Annotated in this window: 19 protein-coding genes; 6 read left to right on the forward strand and 13 right to left on the reverse strand. The window is 42.3% G+C overall.

The window, feature by feature from the left end; genetic code table 11:
• Positions 1–182: 182 nt before the first annotated feature.
• On the forward strand, positions 183–2,414 hold the full coding sequence (locus EHR06_RS03055; protein WP_135755662.1) for a SulP family inorganic anion transporter: 2,232 nt from the start codon (positions 183–185) through the stop codon (positions 2,412–2,414).
• On the opposite strand, the gene EHR06_RS03060 is transcribed toward EHR06_RS03055, so the two are convergent.
• On the reverse strand, positions 2,407–2,814 hold the full coding sequence (locus EHR06_RS03060; protein WP_100721910.1) for a GreA/GreB family elongation factor: 408 nt from the start codon (positions 2,812–2,814) through the stop codon (positions 2,407–2,409). The two genes, EHR06_RS03055 and EHR06_RS03060, sit on opposite strands and share 8 nt — an antisense overlap.
• Positions 2,815–2,993: 179 nt before the next feature.
• Between EHR06_RS03060 and EHR06_RS03065 the strand changes: the two genes are divergently transcribed.
• Together EHR06_RS03065 and EHR06_RS03070 are read left to right on the forward strand one after the other, a co-directional pair.
• Positions 2,994–3,575 carry a hypothetical protein gene (locus tag EHR06_RS03065; protein WP_135755663.1) on the forward strand — a complete coding sequence of 194 codons (582 nt, stop codon included), beginning with the start codon at positions 2,994–2,996 and terminating at the stop codon, positions 3,573–3,575.
• Between the two features lie 158 nt (positions 3,576–3,733).
• Positions 3,734–4,264: an SET domain-containing protein gene (locus EHR06_RS03070; protein WP_100721908.1), complete on the forward strand. Its 531-nt coding sequence runs from the start codon at positions 3,734–3,736 to the stop codon at positions 4,262–4,264.
• Between the two features lie 27 nt (positions 4,265–4,291).
• Here EHR06_RS03070 and EHR06_RS03075 read toward each other — a convergent pair whose 3' ends face one another.
• The 9 genes from EHR06_RS03075 to EHR06_RS03115 form a co-directional block, all read right to left on the reverse strand.
• Entirely contained in the window at positions 4,292–4,882 is a 591-nt protein-coding gene (locus tag EHR06_RS03075; RefSeq protein WP_135755664.1) for a DUF2179 domain-containing protein, read from the reverse strand.
• Positions 4,883–4,921: 39 nt separating this feature from the next.
• Positions 4,922–5,236, reverse strand: coding sequence for an LIC_10461 domain-containing protein (locus EHR06_RS03080; protein ID WP_135755665.1), 315 nt, complete (start codon positions 5,234–5,236; stop codon positions 4,922–4,924).
• The gene (locus EHR06_RS03085) at positions 5,224–5,604 is read right to left on the reverse strand and encodes a Bor/Iss family lipoprotein (protein WP_135755666.1); all 381 of its coding nucleotides are present in this window, start codon (positions 5,602–5,604) and stop codon (positions 5,224–5,226) included. Before EHR06_RS03085 ends, EHR06_RS03080 begins: the two co-directional genes overlap by 13 nt.
• A complete protein-coding gene (locus tag EHR06_RS03090) occupies positions 5,591–6,076 on the reverse strand; it encodes an LIC_10463 family lipoprotein (protein WP_135755667.1) in 486 nt (161 codons plus the stop codon). The genes EHR06_RS03085 and EHR06_RS03090 overlap by 14 nt, the downstream gene beginning before the upstream one ends.
• Positions 6,073–11,874, reverse strand: a complete 5,802-nt coding sequence (locus EHR06_RS03095; RefSeq protein WP_135755668.1) for a beta strand repeat-containing protein — start codon at positions 11,872–11,874, stop codon at positions 6,073–6,075. The genes EHR06_RS03090 and EHR06_RS03095 overlap by 4 nt, the downstream gene beginning before the upstream one ends.
• 653 nt (positions 11,875–12,527) lie before the next feature.
• A complete protein-coding gene (locus EHR06_RS03100; protein ID WP_135755669.1) occupies positions 12,528–14,018 on the reverse strand; it encodes an HTTM domain-containing protein in 1,491 nt (496 codons plus the stop codon).
• 1 nt (position 14,019) lies between these two features.
• Complete coding sequence (locus EHR06_RS03105; protein ID WP_135755670.1) at positions 14,020–14,994, reverse strand: DNA-processing protein DprA; 975 nt, start codon at positions 14,992–14,994, stop codon at positions 14,020–14,022.
• A 13-nt stretch (positions 14,995–15,007) separates the two neighbouring features.
• Positions 15,008–15,862 (reverse strand): tetratricopeptide repeat protein, encoded by an 855-nt coding sequence (locus EHR06_RS03110; RefSeq protein WP_135755671.1) that lies wholly within the window; start codon positions 15,860–15,862, stop codon positions 15,008–15,010.
• 155 nt (positions 15,863–16,017) lie between these two features.
• Complete coding sequence (locus EHR06_RS03115) at positions 16,018–16,365, reverse strand: DoxX family protein (RefSeq protein ID WP_100709109.1); 348 nt, start codon at positions 16,363–16,365, stop codon at positions 16,018–16,020.
• Between the two features lie 94 nt (positions 16,366–16,459).
• Here EHR06_RS03115 and EHR06_RS03120 point away from each other — a divergent pair, with 94 nt between their 5' ends.
• Positions 16,460–16,891, forward strand: coding sequence for a GNAT family protein (locus tag EHR06_RS03120; protein WP_135755672.1), 432 nt, complete (start codon positions 16,460–16,462; stop codon positions 16,889–16,891).
• On the opposite strand, the gene EHR06_RS03125 is transcribed toward EHR06_RS03120, so the two are convergent.
• Genes EHR06_RS03125 through nadA form a run of 3 tightly spaced genes read right to left on the reverse strand, consistent with a single transcriptional unit; the run spans position 16,888 to position 18,811 of the window.
• A complete protein-coding gene (locus EHR06_RS03125) occupies positions 16,888–17,379 on the reverse strand; it encodes a hypothetical protein (RefSeq protein ID WP_135755673.1) in 492 nt (163 codons plus the stop codon). The genes EHR06_RS03120 and EHR06_RS03125 overlap by 4 nt on opposite strands.
• Positions 17,352–17,834, reverse strand: a complete 483-nt coding sequence (gene ispF / locus EHR06_RS03130; RefSeq protein ID WP_135755674.1) for a 2-C-methyl-D-erythritol 2,4-cyclodiphosphate synthase — start codon at positions 17,832–17,834, stop codon at positions 17,352–17,354. The genes EHR06_RS03125 and ispF overlap by 28 nt, the downstream gene beginning before the upstream one ends.
• A 5-nt stretch (positions 17,835–17,839) precedes the next feature.
• Entirely contained in the window at positions 17,840–18,811 is a 972-nt protein-coding gene (gene nadA, locus EHR06_RS03135; RefSeq protein ID WP_135755675.1) for a quinolinate synthase NadA, read from the reverse strand.
• Positions 18,812–19,047: 236 nt separating this feature from the next.
• On the opposite strand from nadA, the gene EHR06_RS03140 reads away from it, so the two are divergent.
• Positions 19,048–20,112: a lipoprotein LipL41 gene (locus EHR06_RS03140; RefSeq protein ID WP_135755676.1), complete on the forward strand. Its 1,065-nt coding sequence runs from the start codon at positions 19,048–19,050 to the stop codon at positions 20,110–20,112.
• A complete protein-coding gene (gene lep, locus EHR06_RS03145; RefSeq protein WP_135756086.1) occupies positions 20,096–20,467 on the forward strand; it encodes a LipL41-expression chaperone Lep in 372 nt (123 codons plus the stop codon). The genes EHR06_RS03140 and lep overlap by 17 nt, the downstream gene beginning before the upstream one ends.
• The last annotated feature ends 244 nt before the right edge of the window (positions 20,468–20,711 follow it).

The following is a 20,711-nucleotide window of genomic DNA, read 5'->3' on the forward strand; positions in this document are numbered from 1 at the left end:
TGCTGATCACTTGTTCGTATTTTGATTTTTTTCAAAAAATCCTGGTAACGAGAGACGAATCTCGTTTAATGGAGTCTATTAGATGCTTTCGACTGACGTCGGAAAAAGTTACGGATTTATCAACCGTTTCCAATTCTGGGTTTTAATTCTTAATAGAATATTCCCGCCCGTACGAGTATCAATTGAATTTAAAGACAAAACAATTTCTTTCCAATCTTCCTTACGATCTTTCCTCAAGTATCGCAGTTTTTCTAGTAGCTATTCCTCTTTGTTTGGGGATTGCTCATGCGTCCGGTGCTCCCTTATTTTCTGGGATTATCTCCGGTTTTATAGGCGGGATCGTAGTAGGAACCTTCAGTAAATCCGCCTTAAGTGTCTCAGGGCCCACGGCAAGTTTGACTGCGATCGTTCTTTCAGGTATAAGCGACCTGGGGAATTTCGAAGCATTCCTTCTCGCACTTCTAATTGCGGGAATGATCCAAACTTTGCTTGGGATATTGAGAACAGGGGCATTATCCGCTTATCTTCCTTCTGCAACAGTAGTCGGAATGTCCGTCGCGATCGGTTTACTTTTAGTCATCAAACAACTGCCTCACTTGATCGGTTACGATGTGGAGGAATTCGGAGTAGAAGAATTCGATATCACCAAAGAAGACGTGAACGAATCCTATCACGATCCTCATGAAGCAAAAGAAACAAACTCACTCATGCTACTTGTGCATGCCTTTCGGAATTTACAAAGTAATGTATTGACGATCGGGATTATTTCTCTTCTGTCCTTCTGGGTCTGGGATAGATACTTCGCTAAAAAATTCAAATATATTCCCGCATCTTTAGCGGCGATCATTCTAGGAACAGGTGCGAATTTACTTTTAGGTCATCTTCTTCCCGGAGGAGCTTTAAGCCAGGACCACTTGGTTACTCTTCCGGTTTTTAAAAATCCTTCCGAATTATTTGCTCATTTGGACTTTCCGAACTTCTCTTATTGGGACCAGGGCACTGTATGGACCTTGGCATTGACGATCGCGTTTGCTTCTTCTTTAGAGTCCTTACTTTCCGTCGAAGTGGTGGATAAACTAGACGAAGAGAATCGTAAAACTCCAATGTCCCAGGAATTGATCGCACAAGGTTTGGGAAATATGGCCTGCGGGCTCGCGGGAGGGATCCCGATCACAAGTGTTGTGGTCAGAGGTTCGGTAAACGCTTCTTCCGGTGCAAAGACCAAATTTTCCGCGATCTTTCACGGGGCTTGGATAGGGATCAGTGTATTACTTTTTCCTAAATTTATGAATACCATTCCTTTGGCCTCCCTTGCTGCGATCTTAACTTTTACGGGTCTTAAACTCGCAAAACCTGCGATGTTCAAGTTGATGTTCCAAAAAGGGTATTCTCAGTTCCTGCCGTTTTTGGCCACCGTAGTCGTCACATTCTTCACAAATGTTCTGATCGGAACATTCTGCGGTATATTGGTATCTTTGGTTTTCGTTCTATACGAAGATCATAGGACTGCGATCTATAGAGAAGAACGTCATGGTAAGTTTAGAAGGATTATTCTAGGGGAAAACTTAGGCTTCTTCCATAAGGCAAAGATCAAGACTGTTTTAGAAAGTCAACCTTCCGGGATCACCTTGGAGATAGACGGAACTAGAACACTTCATATGGATCAGGATATTAAAGAGCTGATCCACGAATTCAGAAAAAATGCCCACCGTAAAGGGATAACGGTGATCCTAGGAGGGATACCGAATATGGAAAATGATATCGAATCCTTGAAAAAAGAAATGAGCGAGTCTTATCAAAAATTATTGAAGAATAACCAAGAATGGGTAGAGGAGAAGACTTCGGAAGATCCTGAGTTTTTTGCAAGAAACGCGGAAGGCCAGGCTCCTCAAACATTATTCATCGGATGCAGCGACTCTAGGGTTCCTGTAAATGTGATCACTAAAACAAATCCCGGGGAAATTTTCGTAACCAGGAATATTGCTAACGTGGTTTCCGTGGACGATATGTCCCTATTCAGCGTGGTCCAGTATGCGATAGATGCATTGAACGTAAAACATATCATTGTTTGCGGACATATTGGCTGCGGCGGGGTGAGGGCGGCTTTGCAAGGAAAGGCCACAGGTCTAATAGACAACTGGATCACTCATATTAAGGATGTGTATCTAAAACATAGAGATGAATTGGATGCTCTTCCCGAAGACAAAAGAGAAGAAAGACTGATCCACCTGAATGTCGCAGAGCAGGTAGTGAACTTATACAAGACCGGAATGATACAGAATGCTTTGGCTAAGTATGGGTTTCCGGAGATACACGGTTGGGTTTACGATATCCGAAACGGACAGATCAGCGAGGTGGATTATAAGGACATTCTCTCCAAGGAACTTGGAGGATTGTACGGTTATCCTAAATAGCAGCCGGTTGGTAAAGTAGTTCTTGGACTCTTAGGTATTTGTCCATTCCGTTGATCTCCCAACGGACTACTTCTCCCACTCTAGCGCCTAAAACTGCGGAACCATGAGCGGAGAATAAGGAAAGTTTGCCGTTCGCAGGGGCATTTTCAGTATAATCGTCAGGGTATACTAGAGTAAATTGGAATGCTTCTGCGTTGCCCAGGTCTTTGAGCACGAATTTGGAATTCATAGTGATCAGATCTTGGGGGACTTGGTTCTGATCTATTTTTTTGGCTTTAGATAGCGTCTTACGTATAATTTCTAAGATACTTGGCTGGACTGCTGCTGCTTGGGCGGAAACTTCAAGGGTGGAAAGGATCCTTTGATGATCATTCTTAGAAAGAAATCTTTTACCACTCATAACGCAGTACCTCCCCAATAAAACAAATCCGAAACTTACATATCCGCATAATGTACTCAAGCGTTTTTCCTTTTCTTGAATTTTACAAAAATTGCATTCGTTTATGCGACATAGAATTTCTTCTTTATTATAAATTATACTAAACGAAAGATAAGTTTGGTTCGACATAAGAAGAAGACATGTTCCTGACTTTGTTCCAGCCGACTAGAAATAAATCCTTCGCATTAGTTAAGTACCTGTTTCGTTTGGTCCGCAAAGACGTTCGACCTATACTTATCCTTCCGAAAGGAAGTTTGGGTCTCGAAGATGGACTCAGTTTCGGAAAAATGATCTCCAGAATTTCCAATCATCATTCTTCCGCAGTCTTAGGCTTTGCGGAAAATTTTTCCCAAGCGATTCACTTCTGCAAAGAGATCCGGTCCGGTACCCTTGGTCATGCCGGGAGAGAACTTCCCATCTTTGTGGACGCTACTCGACTCGCTCTAGGTTCAAACTCGGAAGATCTAGAAGAAGCCATCCTAGGTTTGGGGGAAAATTGGAGCAGGATTTTTCCTCTGACTTGTTTTCTAGAAATAGGAAGGGACAGTTCCAGATTGGAAGAGGCAAGCGGCCGTACATCTCTATTCAAAATTTCTTCTTTAGTCATGGAAAGAAAGGGAAAGAGCTGGAGGTCTCTCAAGAGTGAGAAGAAGGATGAGGATCCGTACGGGGACTGGACCTACGAACTGATCTCCGATCTTCTTCCTGATCGAGGCGTTTGAAATTTTTTTCCAATTATGATTAAGACCCGTCAGGACCGGTCTTTCTTTTTTAGGGGCCGAGCTAGGGGGTATTTCATATTTTTAATTGAAGTTTTTTCGATCTCGGTCTTGACTGATAAAAATTTTGCCCCTAATGGGGAAGAGCAGGTTGATCTTGCATGATCGAAAGACGCACGAACAAGTTCGGGGAAAACGGAATCTTCGCCTCTCAACCAATCGCTAAGGGAACTTTACTGTTCAGCTATAGCGAGTGGATCGAAGATGAGGAATTCGGATGGAAAGTACTCTCCGTCTCGGAAGCAGATGAGCTTCCTGAAGAGGAGAAGGAAATCTTCATGAAATACGGCTATGACGTAGACTTCGGCCTAGTCACCGGCCCTTCCGGACCTGAATTTGTTATCAATCACTCCAACTTTATGAACCATTCCTGCGATCCGAACATGTGGTACGATCAAATGGACAATATTATAGCCAAAAGGGATATAGAAGTTGGGGAAGAGCTGAACATAGACTACGGTAACTTCGTGGTGAACTTTGACCAGACTTTTGAATGTGCCTGCGGGTCTTCCAACTGCCGTAAATTCATTCGTAAGGATGATTGGAAAGTTCTACTACCTCAGTACAATCTTAATTTCCCAACCTTTATGCATAAGGAAATCAAGAAGATCTTAGTAAAAGTCCCTGCCTAAGGGACTTATTTGTTTTTGAATCCAGGATCATTTCCTGATCCTGGATTGCCTTCTCCATAGGATGCGGGCAAAACTCTCTCCTTCCTGTCCGGAAGTCTTCCATAGTTCCGGGTCGCTTGTCTTACGAGCATTCTCAATCGTATAAAAGGCACCGGGTGCAGTATCCTTTAGTATTCCAAGCACAATGGGTATATCCTTTCTTCTTAATAAGGATAGAATGACTTTAACCGGTCCTCTGGCTCCTTGCGCTTCCAGTGTGGTGCTGCGGTAGCCTGCTTGGGCCAGGTTTTGGACGATCTCTTCTCCTTTTTCCGGAACGATGATGCGGATGAGTGAATGTCCTAGGGCGAGTTTTTCTTCGACCACCATTCCTAGAAAAGTGCCTGTAGCAAATCCACCTGCGTACGCTATATAGCAGAATACATTGCTTAGGTTTCTCATGATCTGAGTGATTACGATCAACCAGAGAAGCACTTCTACAAAGCCAAGCATTGCTGCCAGGATCTTTCTTTCTCTGGAGATTAGAATGATACGGACTGTACCTATGCTTACGTCCGTCATTCTGGCTAAATAAATTCCGAGGGGTAAAACTAGATAATCGAAGGCCCAGTTAGGCATTCGATTATTCTGGAAGATCCTAGGCGCTTGACCAGCAATTTACGGTTTGCAGTACACTTCTACTGTTTTGGTAGTATAGAAGGGACCGATCAGTGTATGAATGACCAGGTCCACAAAACCGGTCTTTATGATCACTTCCGGATGGTTCCTATCGCAGCTTGCTTCCATAGGAGCGGTGGTAGAATAGATCCCGAAAACTGTACTTCCTTGTTTTGCTTTTTTGTCCGGACCCGGAGTTTCCTTTGCAAGCGCATACGGAGTTTCTCCACTTTTATGGACTACGGTGGTTGTATGGCAGCCTGCAGAAAATCCTAGAACCAAAACTAAGATCAGGATTTTGACTATTTGTAACATTCTATCTCCACTGTTTGGGGGGAATAGATCGCAAGAGTGATCTGCTCCCAGAATCCGTTCCAGAAACTTGTGTATTGATGAACCGATCTAGGTCCTTCTGCGCAGTACTTAGAAGTGTCTAATACCAGATTTCCAGGATAAAGTCCGAAGAAGTAGTAGGTATGCTGGACCTTATGAACTTCTCCCCCTTGTTCCGCTTGAGCCGATCTTAGATCCAAGGCACGTTTACATTCCCTTGAGGTTGGATAGATCCTGCATGCTTCCGGAGGAGCTTGTGGATAGCGGACCATTGCATGCCTGCAAGATTCTCCGAATCCTAAACTTAAGAATACGATTACGAGTATGGGTAGGATTTTATCTGCGCGCAACTTCTTCCTCCCAAATTACCGAGGCATAACCTGGGCCGTGCACCGCGGCAAATATTCTATAAGAAAGAACTTCCGATGGATCGGAAGAAGTATGGTTTAACACCAAGGAATAATCTCCTTTTTCTGGATTGTTGATTTCAAGTTTGCAGGGAGAAAGTTGGCTGATCTTCTCTCCACATTTGATCTTTGAGTCGAATAAGATCCCTTTTCTGGATAATAAAACTCCCAGATCGGGTTTATCCGTTAGAACTTCCACTATAAGAGAAACTCTATCCGCTTGTTTTATCCTAAATCTATATTCCCAAGAACCTTCCAGAATGGTCCCGTCCACCTGAGCCTGGAAAGCGGAGGCTTCGGCCTTGGTGACTTTTTCGAAACGTAAAGGCTCGTGTCTCCGGTCTTCCTTACAATTATAAAGAAAGACCAGAGAAAATAAGCCGGATACAAAACAGAGATTTAAGATCTTTCTCATAAGTTCTGTTGTCTGTATACTCTCACTGGAGTATTGTTTTTACCAACACTCACATAGAGATAATAAACCCCGCCGGTATTGACGGACACAGCGGAGAAGATCTGCTGCACGTTGGCTGCGTCTGTGAGTCCACCTCCCGCAACTTGTGTCCACACATTCGAAGCGGATCCTGGGTTTGCGGTATTCGTGCGATAGATACGGATACCGTTCGGGTTATCGAATCCTACATATAGATAAGATCCGTTTTTAGCCACCATGGTGATCGTCTTATTGGTGGAATCCCCGAAGTTGGTGATTCCGTTCCCATCGTCTCCCACTACAGTCCAGTCGCCTGCATCACATTCTGTGTTGCCTGCTGTAAGAGTAGGATCACATTTCCAAAGTTGTGCTCTGCGGTTCGTATCTGTTCCGTCAGTACATCCTGCAACTGTTCCTGCGGCAGTGCGGATAGCGCTTGCTTGGGTTCCTTGGATACAGATGGTCCGTGTCACATAGAGTTTATCGTTAAATTCGGCAAACTGAGAGAATGCTCTGTCGGCAGGGATCAGATCGTAAAATTTTGCAAGTTCCAAAGAGAACCAATTGTTCGTAGTGCTATTATGCCATTTCGTATTGGTTCTTGGTCCTACTTCTGTCCAATCCGTGCAAGTGTTCTTGGTAGAACAAGCGGCAGTAGGACTGGAAGAAGTGGAACGGATGATAGATCCGTTATGTCCTACTGCATGTAGGCCGCCATTTGCAGCATAGATCCTGTTCTTGAATACGATGGAGGAATCCACACCTATATAATATGCCCAGTTCGGACTTGAATTTACGCTTCCCGTTCCACCGTTAGATGGTCCTCCGAAGTAAGGCATATAATCGATACGTATCCTTCTTCCATTTGTTCCGTCGGTTGCGTCACAATTAGAACCTGGGGCACAGAATCCTGTGGTCCCTGATCCTGTATCCGAGGAATTGAAGCTGATAAATCCGAAGTCGGGAGCGTTTAATCCGCTTCCTAATCCGCCGCTATTGCTAGGTTTTGCAAAACCTGCAAAGACCCTATCATTCATAACGGTAATGGAAGAAGTTCCCGCAGTCGCGGTTCCGGTAATCGTTCCCATATCGATGTATTTGTAATTCAGGTTGGTGGAGGTATCGTTCGAATAGTAGATATAATCGAATAGATAGTTTCCACTTCCATCAGGAATTGTTCTTGCTGCGGCGATAAAGATATATGGGTTACTTGATAAGGAACCTGTTGTGAAAATTCCTCGACCACTTTCATTATCCGGACCACAACCATTTGCAAGTGTAGCGTCATTTTGGGTACAACCGGAGTGCCCTAAGGTTACGTAAGGCGGAACTGCAATGCCGTTTTCTCTCGTTGTAGCAGTGCTGGAACTTGTATAAGTAGAGTCTTGCCCGCTAAGCTGTATTGTATCCTTAGTAAAGGAGAACTGAACGGATTCAGGGTTTGCTCCATCATAAGCGAAACGTAATGCTCCGTTGCCTGCGTTGTTCGGACCTGTATAGATCTTGCTGTTAAAATCCGCCAAATAACCGAATGTAGAACCGTTCGGGTCGATGGAAATAGGTCCGTCCCCAAAGTTTACAGGAGAAGTTCCACAACCTAGGAAGGAAGCCCTGTCCCTCGGAGAAGATTGGACATTCTCTGAATCGCCTGAATCACGAATGGATCCCCAAGAGGTATTATCGAATCCGTCCCCGTTCACGTTATTTGCAGCTATGATAGAATATTGTGCTCCGGTTTGTAATAAGCTATGGGTCACACAAACTTTTGCAGAGTCCGCAGTCGCTCCGCCGCAGACAACACCATCCAAAATTTTAGCGGAACTAATCGTTCCTAAATCTGTGGTTCCTACGAATGCGTAACGGTTTCCGCATTCTGAAGTGCTGCTACATTCTGCGGAGCCGCTTACATTATTACCCGATTTGATCGGTTTGGAGAAGTTGATGATCACGGTGCTTGTGCTTGCGCAGGAAGCGGAGCTTACCTTCAACTGCTCTTGTCCAACGAAGTCTCCATAGTTCGCACAACCTAAATTGTTCGGAACTCCGGAAAGATCTTGGATACCGCTCTTATTCACGATCACTGTATAGTTTGTTCCGGAAGTTTGAGAAGAAGCCAAGGTCAGGGTATAGATCGCACCACTTCCGCTTACCGAAGAAACAGGGATATTAGAAGTAGAGGAGAAGTTGCTATTATCCGAACAAGCACCGCTTACAGCAGAGGTAAGAGCTAATTTATAATTAGCAGCAGTGGTTGCCTGAGTTGTATTCACGGATTCGGAGAATGTCACCCTTACCGTAGTCGGGCCCAAAGAGACCACGTTAGATACAGTCGGAGGAGTAGTATCCAAGAACACAACGGTCAATTGAGTGTTTCCACTCACTGAACCGCTGGTTGCGGAGATAGTAACAGTTCCTGCCGCAACGCCGGTTGCCTTACCTTCCGTTCCGGAAGCGTTACTAATCGTAGCCTTGCTTGTATCTGAAGAAGCCCAGGTAACGGATGTGGTCAAGTTCTGAGTCGTCGAGTCGGAATAAGTTCCAGTTGCAGTGAAGTCCTTAGTCTGGGTCGTATACACATTACTATTCGTAGGAGACACCGCGATAGAAACTAATACCGCGGCCGTAACAGTGAAGTTGGTAGAAGAGGATATGGAACCTAAAGTAGCCGAGATCGTGCTTGTTCCGACCGCAACCGCAGTTGCCACACCTTGGTTTCCATTCGCATTACTGATCGTAGAAGAAGAAGTATTGGAAGAAGCCCAGGTCACTTGAGCGGTAATATCCAATGTGGTAGCATCCGAATACACACCGTTTGCAGTGAATGGAGTAGTATATCCTTTCGCCAAACTTGAGTTAGTTGGAGTGATTGAGATACTATCCAAGACGGCGGCTGTTACTGTTACCACAGTATCCGTGCTGGTTATTGAGTTATAACTTGCGGAAATCTGAGTACTTCCTTCTTGGAGAGCGGTCAGTTTACCGTTCGTTCCGGAGGTATTGCTAACAGTTGCTTTAGTTTGATCGAAGGAACTCCAAGTCACCTGAGTCGTCAGATCCGAAGTGGAACTGTCGGTATAATGTCCGGTCGCAGTGAAGTTTTGAGTGCGTCCCTTCGCTATACTTAAAGTAGGAGAAGGAGCGATCGTAATACTTGTAAGAGCCGCAGCAGTCACAGTCAATACGCTCGCAGGAGAAGTCACCGAACCTAAAGTCGCAGTGATATTTGTGGTCCCCGTTGCAAGAGTAGTTGCCAGACCTTTACTTCCCGCAGCATTACTGATCGTAGCCTTGCTTGTGCTGGAAGATACCCAGGTAACCGAAGTTGTAAGATCCTGAGTGCTTGCATCCGTATAAGTCCCGGTCGCAGTAAAGTTTTGGGTCAGACCTTTAGCGACACTTGGATTAGTAGGATCCACTTGGATAGAAACCAATGTCGCAGCAGTCACAGTCAGATTTGCGCTTCCGCTGATACTTCCCAAGGTAGCGGAAATATTAGATGTTCCTAAAGAACCATTATTAGGAGAAGTTAATGTCTTTTTAGGTGCGGCAGTCAAAGCTCCTAATTGGATGATAGAAGTCTGAGAACTATCCCAAACCACTTGGTCAGTGATATCCTGAGTGCTTCCATCAGAGTAGGTTCCTGTCGCTTCTGCAAGTGTAGAAGTTCCTTTTGCGATAGAAGAATCCATAATATGGACCTCAAGAGAATCCAGAACCGCAGAAGTTACCGTAAATGTGATCGAGTTAGATACGGAGCCTGAAGTCGCGGTGATTGTCGCTGTTCCAACAGCAACACCTGTCGCTTTTCCTTTAGTCCCGTTTGCGTTACTCACACCCACAGTCGAGTTACTGGAGCTTGACCAAGTAACTGAAGTTGTAAGATCCTGAGTGGAATTATCAGAGTAAGTTCCTGTCGCACTTAAATTTTCGGATCTTCCTTTTGCTACACTTGGGTTAGAAGGAGTGATCGTAATCGATTGTAAAACCGCAGCGGTCACAGTCAGTGTGGTAGAAGGAGAAGTAATCGTTCCTAAAGTCGCAGTGATATTCGTAGTTCCAACCGCAGCGGCACTAGCTTTACCTTCCGTTCCGGAAGCATTGCTGATAGTTGCCTTGCTTGTATCAGAAGAAGCCCAGGTAACGGATGTAGTCAAGTTCTGAGTAGAACTGTCCGTATAAGTTCCAGTTGCGGTAAAATCTTTGGTTAATCCTTTCGCTACGCTTGGATTTGTAGGAGTTACTGCGATGGAAACCAATTTGGCGGCAGTAACGGTAATATCCACAGTGCCGCTGATACTTCCTGAAGTTGCGGTGATTGTAGAAGTTCCGAGCGTTCCGTTATTCGGAGAATTCACTTGTTTTTTAGGAGTAGCAGTTAAAGTTCCCAGTTGTAGTACGGATGTTAAAGAGCTGCTCCAGGAAACGGAACCGGTAATGTTTTGAGAAGTTCCGTCGGAGTAAACACCTGTCGCTAAGATAGTAGTACTTGTTCCTTTTGCGATAGAAGAGTCATCCGCAGTCAATTGGATGGACTCCAATTCAGCGGCAGTTACGGAGAAGGATACTGTTTCTTCTATCCCGCCTATTTCCGCAGTGATGTCCACTGTTCCGACTGCTATCCCGGAAGCTCTACCTTCAAATCCTGAACCGTTATCCACGGTTGCGATAGAAGTGTCTTCACTGGACCAAGTTACTTGGTCTGTGATGTTCTCATTATGACCATCCGAGAAAATACCTGTAGCAACTAAATTTAAGGTTCTTCCCTTAGGGGTACTTGGGGTAGGAGGAGTGATGGAAATACTTTCCAATACCGCAGCAGTCACAGTAACATCAGTGTTTCCTCCGATAGAATTCAGAGTCGCAGTAATGGTAGAAGTCCCCATATCTTCTGTGGATAAAAATCCTTTGGATCCGGCAGTATTGCTGATAGTAGCGACTGCCGTATCCGAAGAATTCCAAGTTACTGAATTTGTAATGTCTTGGTTAGAATTGTCCGAATAAGTTCCAGTCGCAGTGTATTGCTGATTTTTTCCCAATGCCAAAGACTTATTAGTAGGAGTTACCGCGATAGAAACTAAAGCGGCAGAACTAACAGTTAAAGATAAATTAGAAGCATTTAATGAATTATAAGAAGCTTTGATCGAAGTAGTGCCGGCATCTATCGCAGTCACAAGTCCTGTAGAATCAATAGTTGCAATAGCGGAACTTACTGTGCTCCATACGGTATTCGGATCATTAGTCAAGTCTTGGTTAGAGCCGTCCGCGAAATTACCCGTTAAAGTACATTGTCTAGTGATCCCTTTAGGCAAACTATCCGTTTGATTCACGCAAGAAATAGAAATTGTGTTCAAAGGAGCGGAGGTAACTGAAAGAGAAATTTGTGCGGTTTTGTTCTCATAAGTGATGCTGATATCTGCAGCTCCCACTCCTGTTCCTGTGGCTTGCCCACCCGCAGCCATAGAAATAATATTAGGATCGCTGGTGCTCCATACGGCATCCGCAGTAATATCTTTATGAGTTCCGTTAGAATACGCAGCAGTCGCCACCAATGACATGCTTGTAGTTTTTGCAAAACTGGAATTCGGAGAAGAGATCTCTACTCTACTTAATGTAGGAGTTCCTCCGCCGGGAAGGAAGAATAATCCGCCTCCTCCTTTTTTTCCTGCCGCGAGCCCGACAGCTCCTGTTAATAAAGGCCAGGCGACGCATCCTTGGAAAAGAAGAAAGGAACACGCCAACGCGGCGTAGAATTTTTTGGTGGGGTTGATTCCGGAGCTCATATATATCTCTTTAGTTCGACTTTCGCTGTAGATTTTACTATCGACCTAATTCTATCGGACGATATAGATCTAACGACTATTTCAAGAAAAAATAAATAATATGGGTTAGTTTTGTAAGTAAATGCTTACATAAACCAAGGAAGAAGCTTGGAGAATCTTTGAGTATGCAGAACTTGTTTTAATTATCGGAAAGTATCACTTGAGTAGGTGAAAACTTTCCGAAAGCATTTTCTGCTATTTACTTCTAGGAATGTTTACTCTGAAAAATCGGAAAATCCGACTAGCAACTTTAAAATATAGATCAAAAATAAGTAAGTAAACGTGCGATTACATTTGAAGACTCAAAACAGAACATATCTGTACCTTTTCCAAGTTAATTTACTAAACTCTTTGACCCGGATTTTACACAGATACAAATATTGTTTCCACGCTCGATGATAACTGGAACAGATTCGATATTAGAACGAATTTCGGTTAACGTTATAAATTTCAGGAATCGATCTCTTATGTCGCTATTGACCGAAATTATTCCCGTTTAAAATGCGCAAAGGCCTGCAATATACGATTACTGTCTCGGTATTGTAGAATGGGCCGATAAAAAATGTATCAAAGAATCTCCGGTCGTGGTGACTAACTTCACCTCCGCAGGAATATTATTTAAAGTCCGGAAGGATCCAGTCCTTATGCAAAAAATCATCCTTCACCTTCATCAAGTCCCGATTCGGATCGATAAATGGGAGGCTTTTTTTGCCGTTTAAGGAGACTCTTACTTCCGCATAGACTGCGACATCATCGCCGGTTCTTTTCTTTTCTCTATCTCCTAAGAAATGAGCGAATTGCAGGATCAGATCCGGTTGAGTGCTCATCATTGTTTTTTGGACTTCGTTCAAATAAGACTCGGGCAAGACGTATTGTATCTCTCCCGTTCGCAAATTAACCACTTGGAAGCTTGCGATCCCATTCTTCTGGATGAGCATGATATGCCATGCGAATCTAAAACCTTGTTCCGTCCATAGATGATTCCCAGGATATAAAAAATGCCTAAGAGGAAAAAGTATCTGGATCAAAACATATAAGGTCGCCGCCGAAATTCCGAATCTGGAGACAAAACGAGAGGTAAATCCCTCTAATCTGATCTCGAAATTTTTTCCCCATACATTCGGTTTTTCTAAAGTGCGTAAAAGTATAAGCAAAAATTTTGCGGAAAGAAAACGGAAGGGTACCGGAAGTTTATTCCAAGCAGTTTTGAATAAGTTCCTCAGTTCTCCATAAGGGAAAATCCCCCTTCTTTTTAAAAATCCTCTCGCTTGAACGGGCCAGGTTGGAGGAAAAAATATTAAAGTGGAGAAGATCATGATCCAAGGAAACATTCCTATCGGAAAAAGTCTCCAAGTCAAAATATGAAAGACCAAAACAAAACTATATGCCCAAGGTCTCAGATTTTTTTTCAGAAGACAAAATGGAACGAATAGGTCGAAAAGTAATCCCGCATAACTGAAAACATAACCTGCGATCGGATAAGAAAAAAATCCACCGATCACCGGAAAATCAGTATTTCGTACTAACCAAATCCTGAGAGGTTGAGCGGAAAATAACCAGTCCGGAACTAATTTTGCTAAACCTCCGAAAAAATATACGCAACCGATTTGAAATCTTAGGATCCATAAGGACCAATTCGGGATTTTAGGAATGCTCCATCTTCCGTTTCGATAAGCTTCCAAAAAGTGAGATAAAGAAAAACAACGATCTGCAGGGATCCAAAACAAAAGAAAGAGTAATAGGAAAATTAAATAATAGTGATTCAGGTAAGTGGAAACATCTAAAAGATTAAAATAAGTAAACCCCACCCAATAGATAAAAATTGAGGTTCTATAGAGGACCCCTAAGGAGACAAAGATCGCTGCAATACATAATATTATAAAAACAGAATATAATAAAGGTCCTGGAATGACTCCTACCCAGAAAAATCCAAAATGTTTAAAATGAAAACCAGGTTCTAAAAAATATTTTTGCACCCAACCATACTGAAGATAACGAGCTGAGATAAAAAATAAAAGAATACCGAACCCGAATCTGAAAAATCCTAAGGACCAAGCGGGAGATTGTTCGGATAGTTCGGACTTATACCGATTCCAAAGAGACAAGTTAGATTCCTTTTTCTATTTGTTGAACGGATCGAATGAAACCGTTTCCTAGATCGATCCAATTACCATTCAATTTGTTTTTTCCCAATCGAGCAAGCATTCCGGGAACTTCTTCGAAGTTAGAAGGGAGAATTTCTTCCAAATGAAAAATTCTCTCTCCATACTTTTGACAATTATCAAATGAGACAGGATTTGCCCCTTCAGAGAGTAATTTTTTTCCACCTTGGTTTTGGGTCTGTAATGGATGATCAAAAACAAAAATATCTCTGTCTTGGGAAATTGCATTTGATGCTGAAGATAATGCTCCACTTTTAGAAGGTGCTTCCATTACTAAAAGAGAAGGTGAGATCCCTGTGATAATCCTGTTTCTTTTTGGAAATGCATATTTTCTGACTTCAAAACCAGGAGGACATTCAGTGATCACTATACCGTTGACGGAAGATTTCATTCTTTTGTACAAATTCCTGTTTTCGTAAGGATATTCTTTTTCAGGACCGGTTCCCATGACTCCAATTACCGGGATCTCTTGGTCCAAAGCTTGCAGCATCGCCGCCTTATCCACTCCTAATGCTAAACCGGAAACAATACCGTCTAATCCGAGAGAGCTTAGGAAATCCGGAATTAGTTTAGAATAATATAATGTGATTGGGGAAACTTTTCTGGTTCCGACTACAGCTAGATAAGAAAGTTTTAGAAGAGAAACATTGCCGAAGCAGAATAAATTCGGGGGAGGATCATAAATTTCTTTGAGGAGAGAAGGATATTCCGGATCAAAATAAGAAACGATCTCCGCTCCAAGCTTTTTTAAAGAAGAAGAATAATATTTAGAATCGAATTCCGCCTTCTCTTTTAGATCCTTTGGAAGTATTTTTTGCAGTTTTTCCAGAACCTCCGATTTAGAGAGGCTCTGGGGTAAAAATCCGGATCTGGTTAGGATTTTATATAAGCTTGGAGAAGAAAGGGAAAGAAAATCCATATAGGATCCCCGATTAATTCTCGGAAGATTCCATTTTATTCAGATTATTAATTACGTTTTTATAAGATTCGTTCTCTTTCAGATCTTCTTTTATGAATCCGTCTTTTTTCAGACCTTCTATCGTATTTTTTAAATGTAAATAGATATCTTTTGCTTCTTGCGCCTTTCCGGATCTATACAGAAAATTCCCTTTTGCAAATAACACAGGAACATTGCGAGGTTCTTTTTTTAGGATAGAATCCAGAAGGGTGAATGCCTTTTCCTGGTCTTGGAAACCCGCATTGATCCCTTCCCAAGAAGAATCCGCCATGGAAGAATCAAAATAGATCAAAGCCAATTGGTATGGAAATCTAGAATCTCTCGTGTCCTGTCTGGAAAGTGACTGGAATATCTCGATCGCGATCTGTCTTCGTTTAGGTTCCCAGCCCCTGTCCTTGGAAGCGTTTGCATAAGACAATGCAGTTTCAAATAGAAGCTGCTGGTCCACAGGCATTAGAAGTTGTGCCTTATCAAAGTATGGTAGAGAAGATTCAAAAAAATGAACATCGGCGCCGATCACTTCCGTTTTTCCGGAACCTTCTTCCTGGATTGCTTTATTATAATATTTGGATGCTAGATCGTAATCACCGATCTTCATATATCCTTGAGCGATCTTCCAGCTAAGAGCACCTGCAGATCTTGTCTTGGAAGCCATTTCTCGGATCTTCTTCTCTAATTCAATGATCTCGGATTCATCCATATTCAAACGGCGTTTCCAAGCTTCCAGATCCTCGACTGTAGGAGGTTTTGTATTCTTTCCTGAAAATTTACTTAGGTTCTTACAATCGGAAATCAGAAATACAAAAAGAAGAAGGAGTATAATCCTCATTTGATTCCACCTCGGGAAGAAATCGTATATGAAATACCATGTCCGAGAACTATACGAATGGTCCACGGAAAATCCTGAAAATAGTATTTTTTTGAAAAGAAAAAAGGAAAATTAAGAGGGAAGGGAGAAGGTATAGATCCTTCTCCCTTTTGAAATTAAGCGTTGTCTCTGGAAATTCCAGCGATTACTAAAGCTCCACCTAAAAGACCCAGATCTTTCAAGGTATTGATAGTGGAGGACATATCTCCTTTGATTGCTCCCGGTAAGTGTAGAAGAACAATGTAAATTCCTAAAAGTACGGCTAATAGGATCATCGCGAGTTTGGTTTTTTTATTTATAAAAATGCTGACCGAAGCTGCGATCATTGCTGCTCCTGTTACATAGATCCAAATAACTCCGCCCGGAACAGGGACCATTCCGCCCATTTGGCTTCCGGCTATGAAGTGATTGATCCCAAAAAGTAGGAACGGGACAGCATATACATATTTCCCGATTGTTTGCATAAAAATTTTCTCCTCGAGTTTGATCGAAAATTGCTTTCGCAAAGCGACCGCTAATTAGTATGGAAGATCCCGCCTCACGCAAGGAGAAAATGGATTGGGTCTAAGAAAAAAAAATGATCTTCCCCAAGGTTGGAGAATGGTCCGGTCTGAAGATTTACAAATTCTGATCCAAATGGAAAAAACGGTTTTTGGAAATTCTTCCTGGTCCAATTATTCCGTCCAAAGTCATATCGAAAATCATCCTGCTTGGATCAAAGAAGATACAGGCTTCATATTTTATATGGATCTAATTGATTTTTCGGAATTATTACGAATAGGAATACTTCCCGAAAAACGTAAAAAAGGAGAAGCCGAGTCCGTTTTAAAAACTTTATGTGATCTTTTTCCAAAAGTTATTTTAGAAGCTTCTAATTTGAATACTTCCGCTATTTCTTTATATACTAAATTAGGTTTTATGGAATCAGGAAGAAGGAAATCTTATTATGGTCCGGGAGAAGACGCAATCTTAATGGAGAAGTTCCGCTAAAATGGAAAAGACTTTTTGATCACTCTGATCTGCACTAATTGTTGATTCGAAAATAAAAAGTATAATCTCACTCTGACCGGAAAAGGTTTTTTCCCAAATCTGAATTCTTTCAAATTCACATACATTCCCAAATTAACTTCAGTATAACTATTCTCAGTCGGGATCCAATGGAATGCGTTGGATTGGACTGTTCCTTTTTTGGTGAATACCATGATATCTGAAACATATTCCGGATCATCCGGAAATTGTCCCTGATGAAAACCGACCAGATCAAGATTTTTTCTTTTGATATAATCCATTACTCTTCTTTTAGAACTTCCGAGCGGTAATTCTTCCATTACTTCTCTTCTCAATAGATAAGAAGAAGTTTCTAAATACGGATCTTTTAGAATATATAAGAATATCGTAATGAATACGAATAAAACTGCGGTCCATTTGATCGCGATTTTATGAGAAGGTTTTAATTTTTCTGCAAAAGTACCACGCAACTTGCGCCCAATCCTTCGGTTCTGCCCAAGGCTCCCATTTTTTCGGTAGTAGTCGCTTTCACGGAAACACAATCCTCGGGAAGTCCTAATAGATTAGAAAGAGAAGATTGTATCTTGATCCTATGCGGGGCAATTTTAGGTCTTTCTCCGATCAGAGTACAGTCGATATTCACCAGACTGAAATTTTTCTCTTTAGCAAGATCTAAAGTTTTTTGCAAAATCAATTTGGAGTCCATATTTTTGAGAGAAGGATCTGTATCCGGAAAATATTGCCCTATATCTCCGAGGCCCATAGCTCCTAAGATCGCATCGGCTAACGCGTGTATTACGATATCCGCATCCGAATGACCGATGAGCGCGTATTCCGAATCGATTACAGCCCCGCCCAAAATTAACGGGCGGGTTTCGTTTGTTTCCAGTCTGTGGAAGTCTAGTCCTTGTCCTATTCTGAACATTTAAGTTACTTGTAACTCACTTCCAGCATTTTTTGGACTGCCATTCTTCCTTTTTCCACGATCTCAGGATCTAACTTGATCTCGAATTGTTCGTATAGAAGTGCATCTTTAATTTTTTCTAATGTGATTCGTTTCATATGAGGGCAGGTCCTGCAGGAAGAAACAAATTGTCTATCAGGGAACTCGGATCTTAGATTATCTCCCATAGAACATTCCGTAACTAAGAACACATCCTTAGCTCCCGAGTCACGGATATACTTGGACATCTGAGAGGTAGATCCTGCGAAGTCGGAAACTTCTACCACGTCCGTGTTACATTCAGGGTGAGAGATTACTGTGACCCCGGGCCATTGTCTTCTGACGGAAAGAATATCCTCCGCAGTGTACATCTCATGTACCATACAACGTCCGGGAAAGGAGATGATCTTTTTATTGGTTTGTTTTTGCACATTCCCCGCAAGATATTCATCGGGAAGAAAAATAACGGTATCACTATCCAAGGAATTTACGATCTGGACAGCGTTTGCAGAAGTGCAGCAAATATCGGTCTCAGCTTTGACTTCTGCAGTGCAATTGACATAGGTCACTACTGGAACTCCAGGATATTGGCTTTTTAGTTTTTTAACATCTTCTCTCGTAATACTTTCCGCGAGAGAACAACCTGCTTTTAGATCAGCGATGAGCACCTTCTTCTCCGGAGACATAAGCTTCGCAGTCTCCGCCATAAAATGGACCCCGTTAAAAAGAATAATGTCTGCATCCGTTTCTGCAGCAGCCTTACTCAAATAAAGTGAATCCCCAAGTATGTCCGAAACTCCGTGAAAAACGTCCGGAGTCATATAATTATGTCCTAAAAGTACTGCGTTTTTTTCTTTTTTGAGACGGTTGATCTCCTGGATGAGAGGAAGTTTTTCCTCTATCTCATGTTCCATGTAAGTGGATTCCAGGGATTTTCGAATATCCTCTATGGTTTTCATTAGGCCCCCCGGCCAGTTTAGGCGGTTCTATCTCTTTTTTAATTTCGACTCCTAGATCTCGGAGTCCGGCAACCTAAATGTAAAATTGCGAGAAGAACTAGGTTTTGCAAGTGTTTATAATCCGTTTTTTTCCGGCTAACCGACGGGTTCTTAAAATAAATTGACAGAAAAAGAAATACCGCGACAAATACGAAGTTATTCCTAAAAATCATCCATAAAGGATTGGTATTAACCCAATGAAAAAAATTTCTGCTCTGCTCCTCGCTGGGGCATTGGCACTTTCGGTTTCCAACTGCGGCGAAAAAGTTGAAGTCGAATACCCTGTTTTTCCTAAATCAAAAGAGGGACGCCAGCTTCAAAAATTCTTAGGCTCTATCCGCAACGTAGGTTTAGCAGTCGAAAAACCCCAAAAAAGTCTTTGGGAAACAGTTTTCGGAGCAGGTTCCAGCTTTATCGATCAAATGCCTTCTAAAGTTTTCGAAGCTTTCGACAAGGAAACTTATTACAAACTGATCGACCTTAGCAAAAGAGCCGACTCTATCAACGAGGCTTCTTTAACTCTTACCGGAATTACTAAAAGCCGTGTGAAACTCGGAAACCAATTAGGTGCTGAGGCAATTCTTCATATCGGTTATCAAAAACCATACACTGAGTGTGGAAGCGAGATGATGGTAGATTATGGCGCGGCTGCATTGAAAGGTGTGGGAGCAATCGCTTCTATCGCAACTGGAAAAAATGTTGATACCGGAGGCGGATCCGTTAGCAAACAAACCGGTATCCGTTATATGTTGATCCCTCTAGATGCTACTTTGATCAAAGTAGAAACTGGAGAAGTTAAAAAAGCCGTAGTTTCTAACCCTGCTAAAGTTGATGCAGGAGTCGGTAACTTAGATTGCCCTTCCGTTCTTGACTCTTTCGGAAAAGCTTTAGACGAAGCCGCTCTTTACATCAAAGACAGACTTTCTCCAAAAGTTAAAACCGAGTATATCAAAGTATTCAAAGACGACGAAGATCCTGAAGTTGCAGGATACCTTGACGACGGATACCAAGAGATTACCGGAGAAACTCCTAGCTTCAAAAAAGCGAAAGAGAACTGGGAAAAAGCGGATAAAAAAGCTGGTGGAAAGTCTTGGGGAGCAAAAACAAACCTAGGAACTTACTACTTCCAAGCAGGTGACTTTGAGAAAGCGATCAAGCTTTACGAAGAAGCAATGAAACTTACTGGAGCTGACAAGAACTACGTAAGAGAACTTCGTAAACGTGTAGAAGCGGCTGCTGCCGTTGATGACACTGAAAAATAAGAAAGTAAAACTTTCTTTCGGTTTCGAGAAAAGCGGGCGGATAACGTCCGCTTTTCTTTTATGTGGTGCATTCTTCTTGTCGGATTGCAGCAGAACGAAACCGAATTTGGAAGAATGTTCTGATGCACAGATCCATATTTCCAAATTGATTGCAAACGACGAAACAATGGAAAAAGGTGTGCAGGCGTTGATGTTAAGATCGGTGCTAAAGCCTGAAACCAGCGAAGCGATCATCAAAAGTTGTGTGGAGAATAAAAGTTTACTCCAAGTACAATGCGAACTTTCCAAGGAGAAGTTTTCCGATCTTCAGGAATGTAAAAAACACGCTCCTAAAAGAGCTGAGACCGAAGGTTGATCGTGCATGGATCTTTAAATTTCAGATATATTCGTTATTCATAATGTATTATGAACTAATTATGATCGGGGGCGAATGAAGTTTTTCCATATTTTGATCAAAGCTGTTCCGATCATATTTTGTTTCAATTGTTCTTTGGATCAGTTCGTTTACCACGATGAGAAGATATTGGAACGAAATAATTTAGGCACAATTTCGTTTAAATTCGAGAATGATACATATATTCCGATCGGTTATATCGAAC

The organism is Leptospira dzoumogneensis (assembly GCF_004770895.1).
GTDB classification, from domain to species: Bacteria; Spirochaetota; Leptospiria; order Leptospirales; family Leptospiraceae; genus Leptospira_B; species Leptospira_B dzoumogneensis.

What these genes read in the sequence shown, in the direction of transcription:
- EHR06_RS03060 (WP_100721910.1), bottom strand. Translation starts at nt 2,814, where the DNA reads ATGAGTGGTAAAAGATTTCTTTCTAAGAATGATCATCAAAGGATCCTT.
- EHR06_RS03065 (WP_135755663.1), top strand. Translation starts at nt 2,994, where the DNA reads ATGTTCCTGACTTTGTTCCAGCCGACTAGAAATAAATCCTTCGCATTA.
- EHR06_RS03070 (WP_100721908.1), top strand. Translation starts at nt 3,734, where the DNA reads ATGATCGAAAGACGCACGAACAAGTTCGGGGAAAACGGAATCTTCGCC.
- EHR06_RS03075 (WP_135755664.1), bottom strand. Translation starts at nt 4,882, where the DNA reads ATGCCTAACTGGGCCTTCGATTATCTAGTTTTACCCCTCGGAATTTAT.
- EHR06_RS03080 (WP_135755665.1), bottom strand. Translation starts at nt 5,236, where the DNA reads ATGTTACAAATAGTCAAAATCCTGATCTTAGTTTTGGTTCTAGGATTT.
- EHR06_RS03090 (WP_135755667.1), bottom strand. Translation starts at nt 6,076, where the DNA reads ATGAGAAAGATCTTAAATCTCTGTTTTGTATCCGGCTTATTTTCTCTG.
- EHR06_RS03095 (WP_135755668.1), bottom strand. Translation starts at nt 11,874, where the DNA reads ATGAGCTCCGGAATCAACCCCACCAAAAAATTCTACGCCGCGTTGGCG.
- EHR06_RS03105 (WP_135755670.1), bottom strand. Translation starts at nt 14,994, where the DNA reads ATGGATTTTCTTTCCCTTTCTTCTCCAAGCTTATATAAAATCCTAACC.
- EHR06_RS03110 (WP_135755671.1), bottom strand. Translation starts at nt 15,862, where the DNA reads ATGAGGATTATACTCCTTCTTCTTTTTGTATTTCTGATTTCCGATTGT.
- EHR06_RS03115 (WP_100709109.1), bottom strand. Translation starts at nt 16,365, where the DNA reads ATGCAAACAATCGGGAAATATGTATATGCTGTCCCGTTCCTACTTTTT.
- ispF (WP_135755674.1), bottom strand. Translation starts at nt 17,834, where the DNA reads ATGTTCAGAATAGGACAAGGACTAGACTTCCACAGACTGGAAACAAAC.
- nadA (WP_135755675.1), bottom strand. Translation starts at nt 18,811, where the DNA reads ATGAAAACCATAGAGGATATTCGAAAATCCCTGGAATCCACTTACATG.
- EHR06_RS03140 (WP_135755676.1), top strand. Translation starts at nt 19,048, where the DNA reads ATGAAAAAAATTTCTGCTCTGCTCCTCGCTGGGGCATTGGCACTTTCG.
- lep (WP_135756086.1), top strand. Translation starts at nt 20,096, where the DNA reads ATGACACTGAAAAATAAGAAAGTAAAACTTTCTTTCGGTTTCGAGAAA.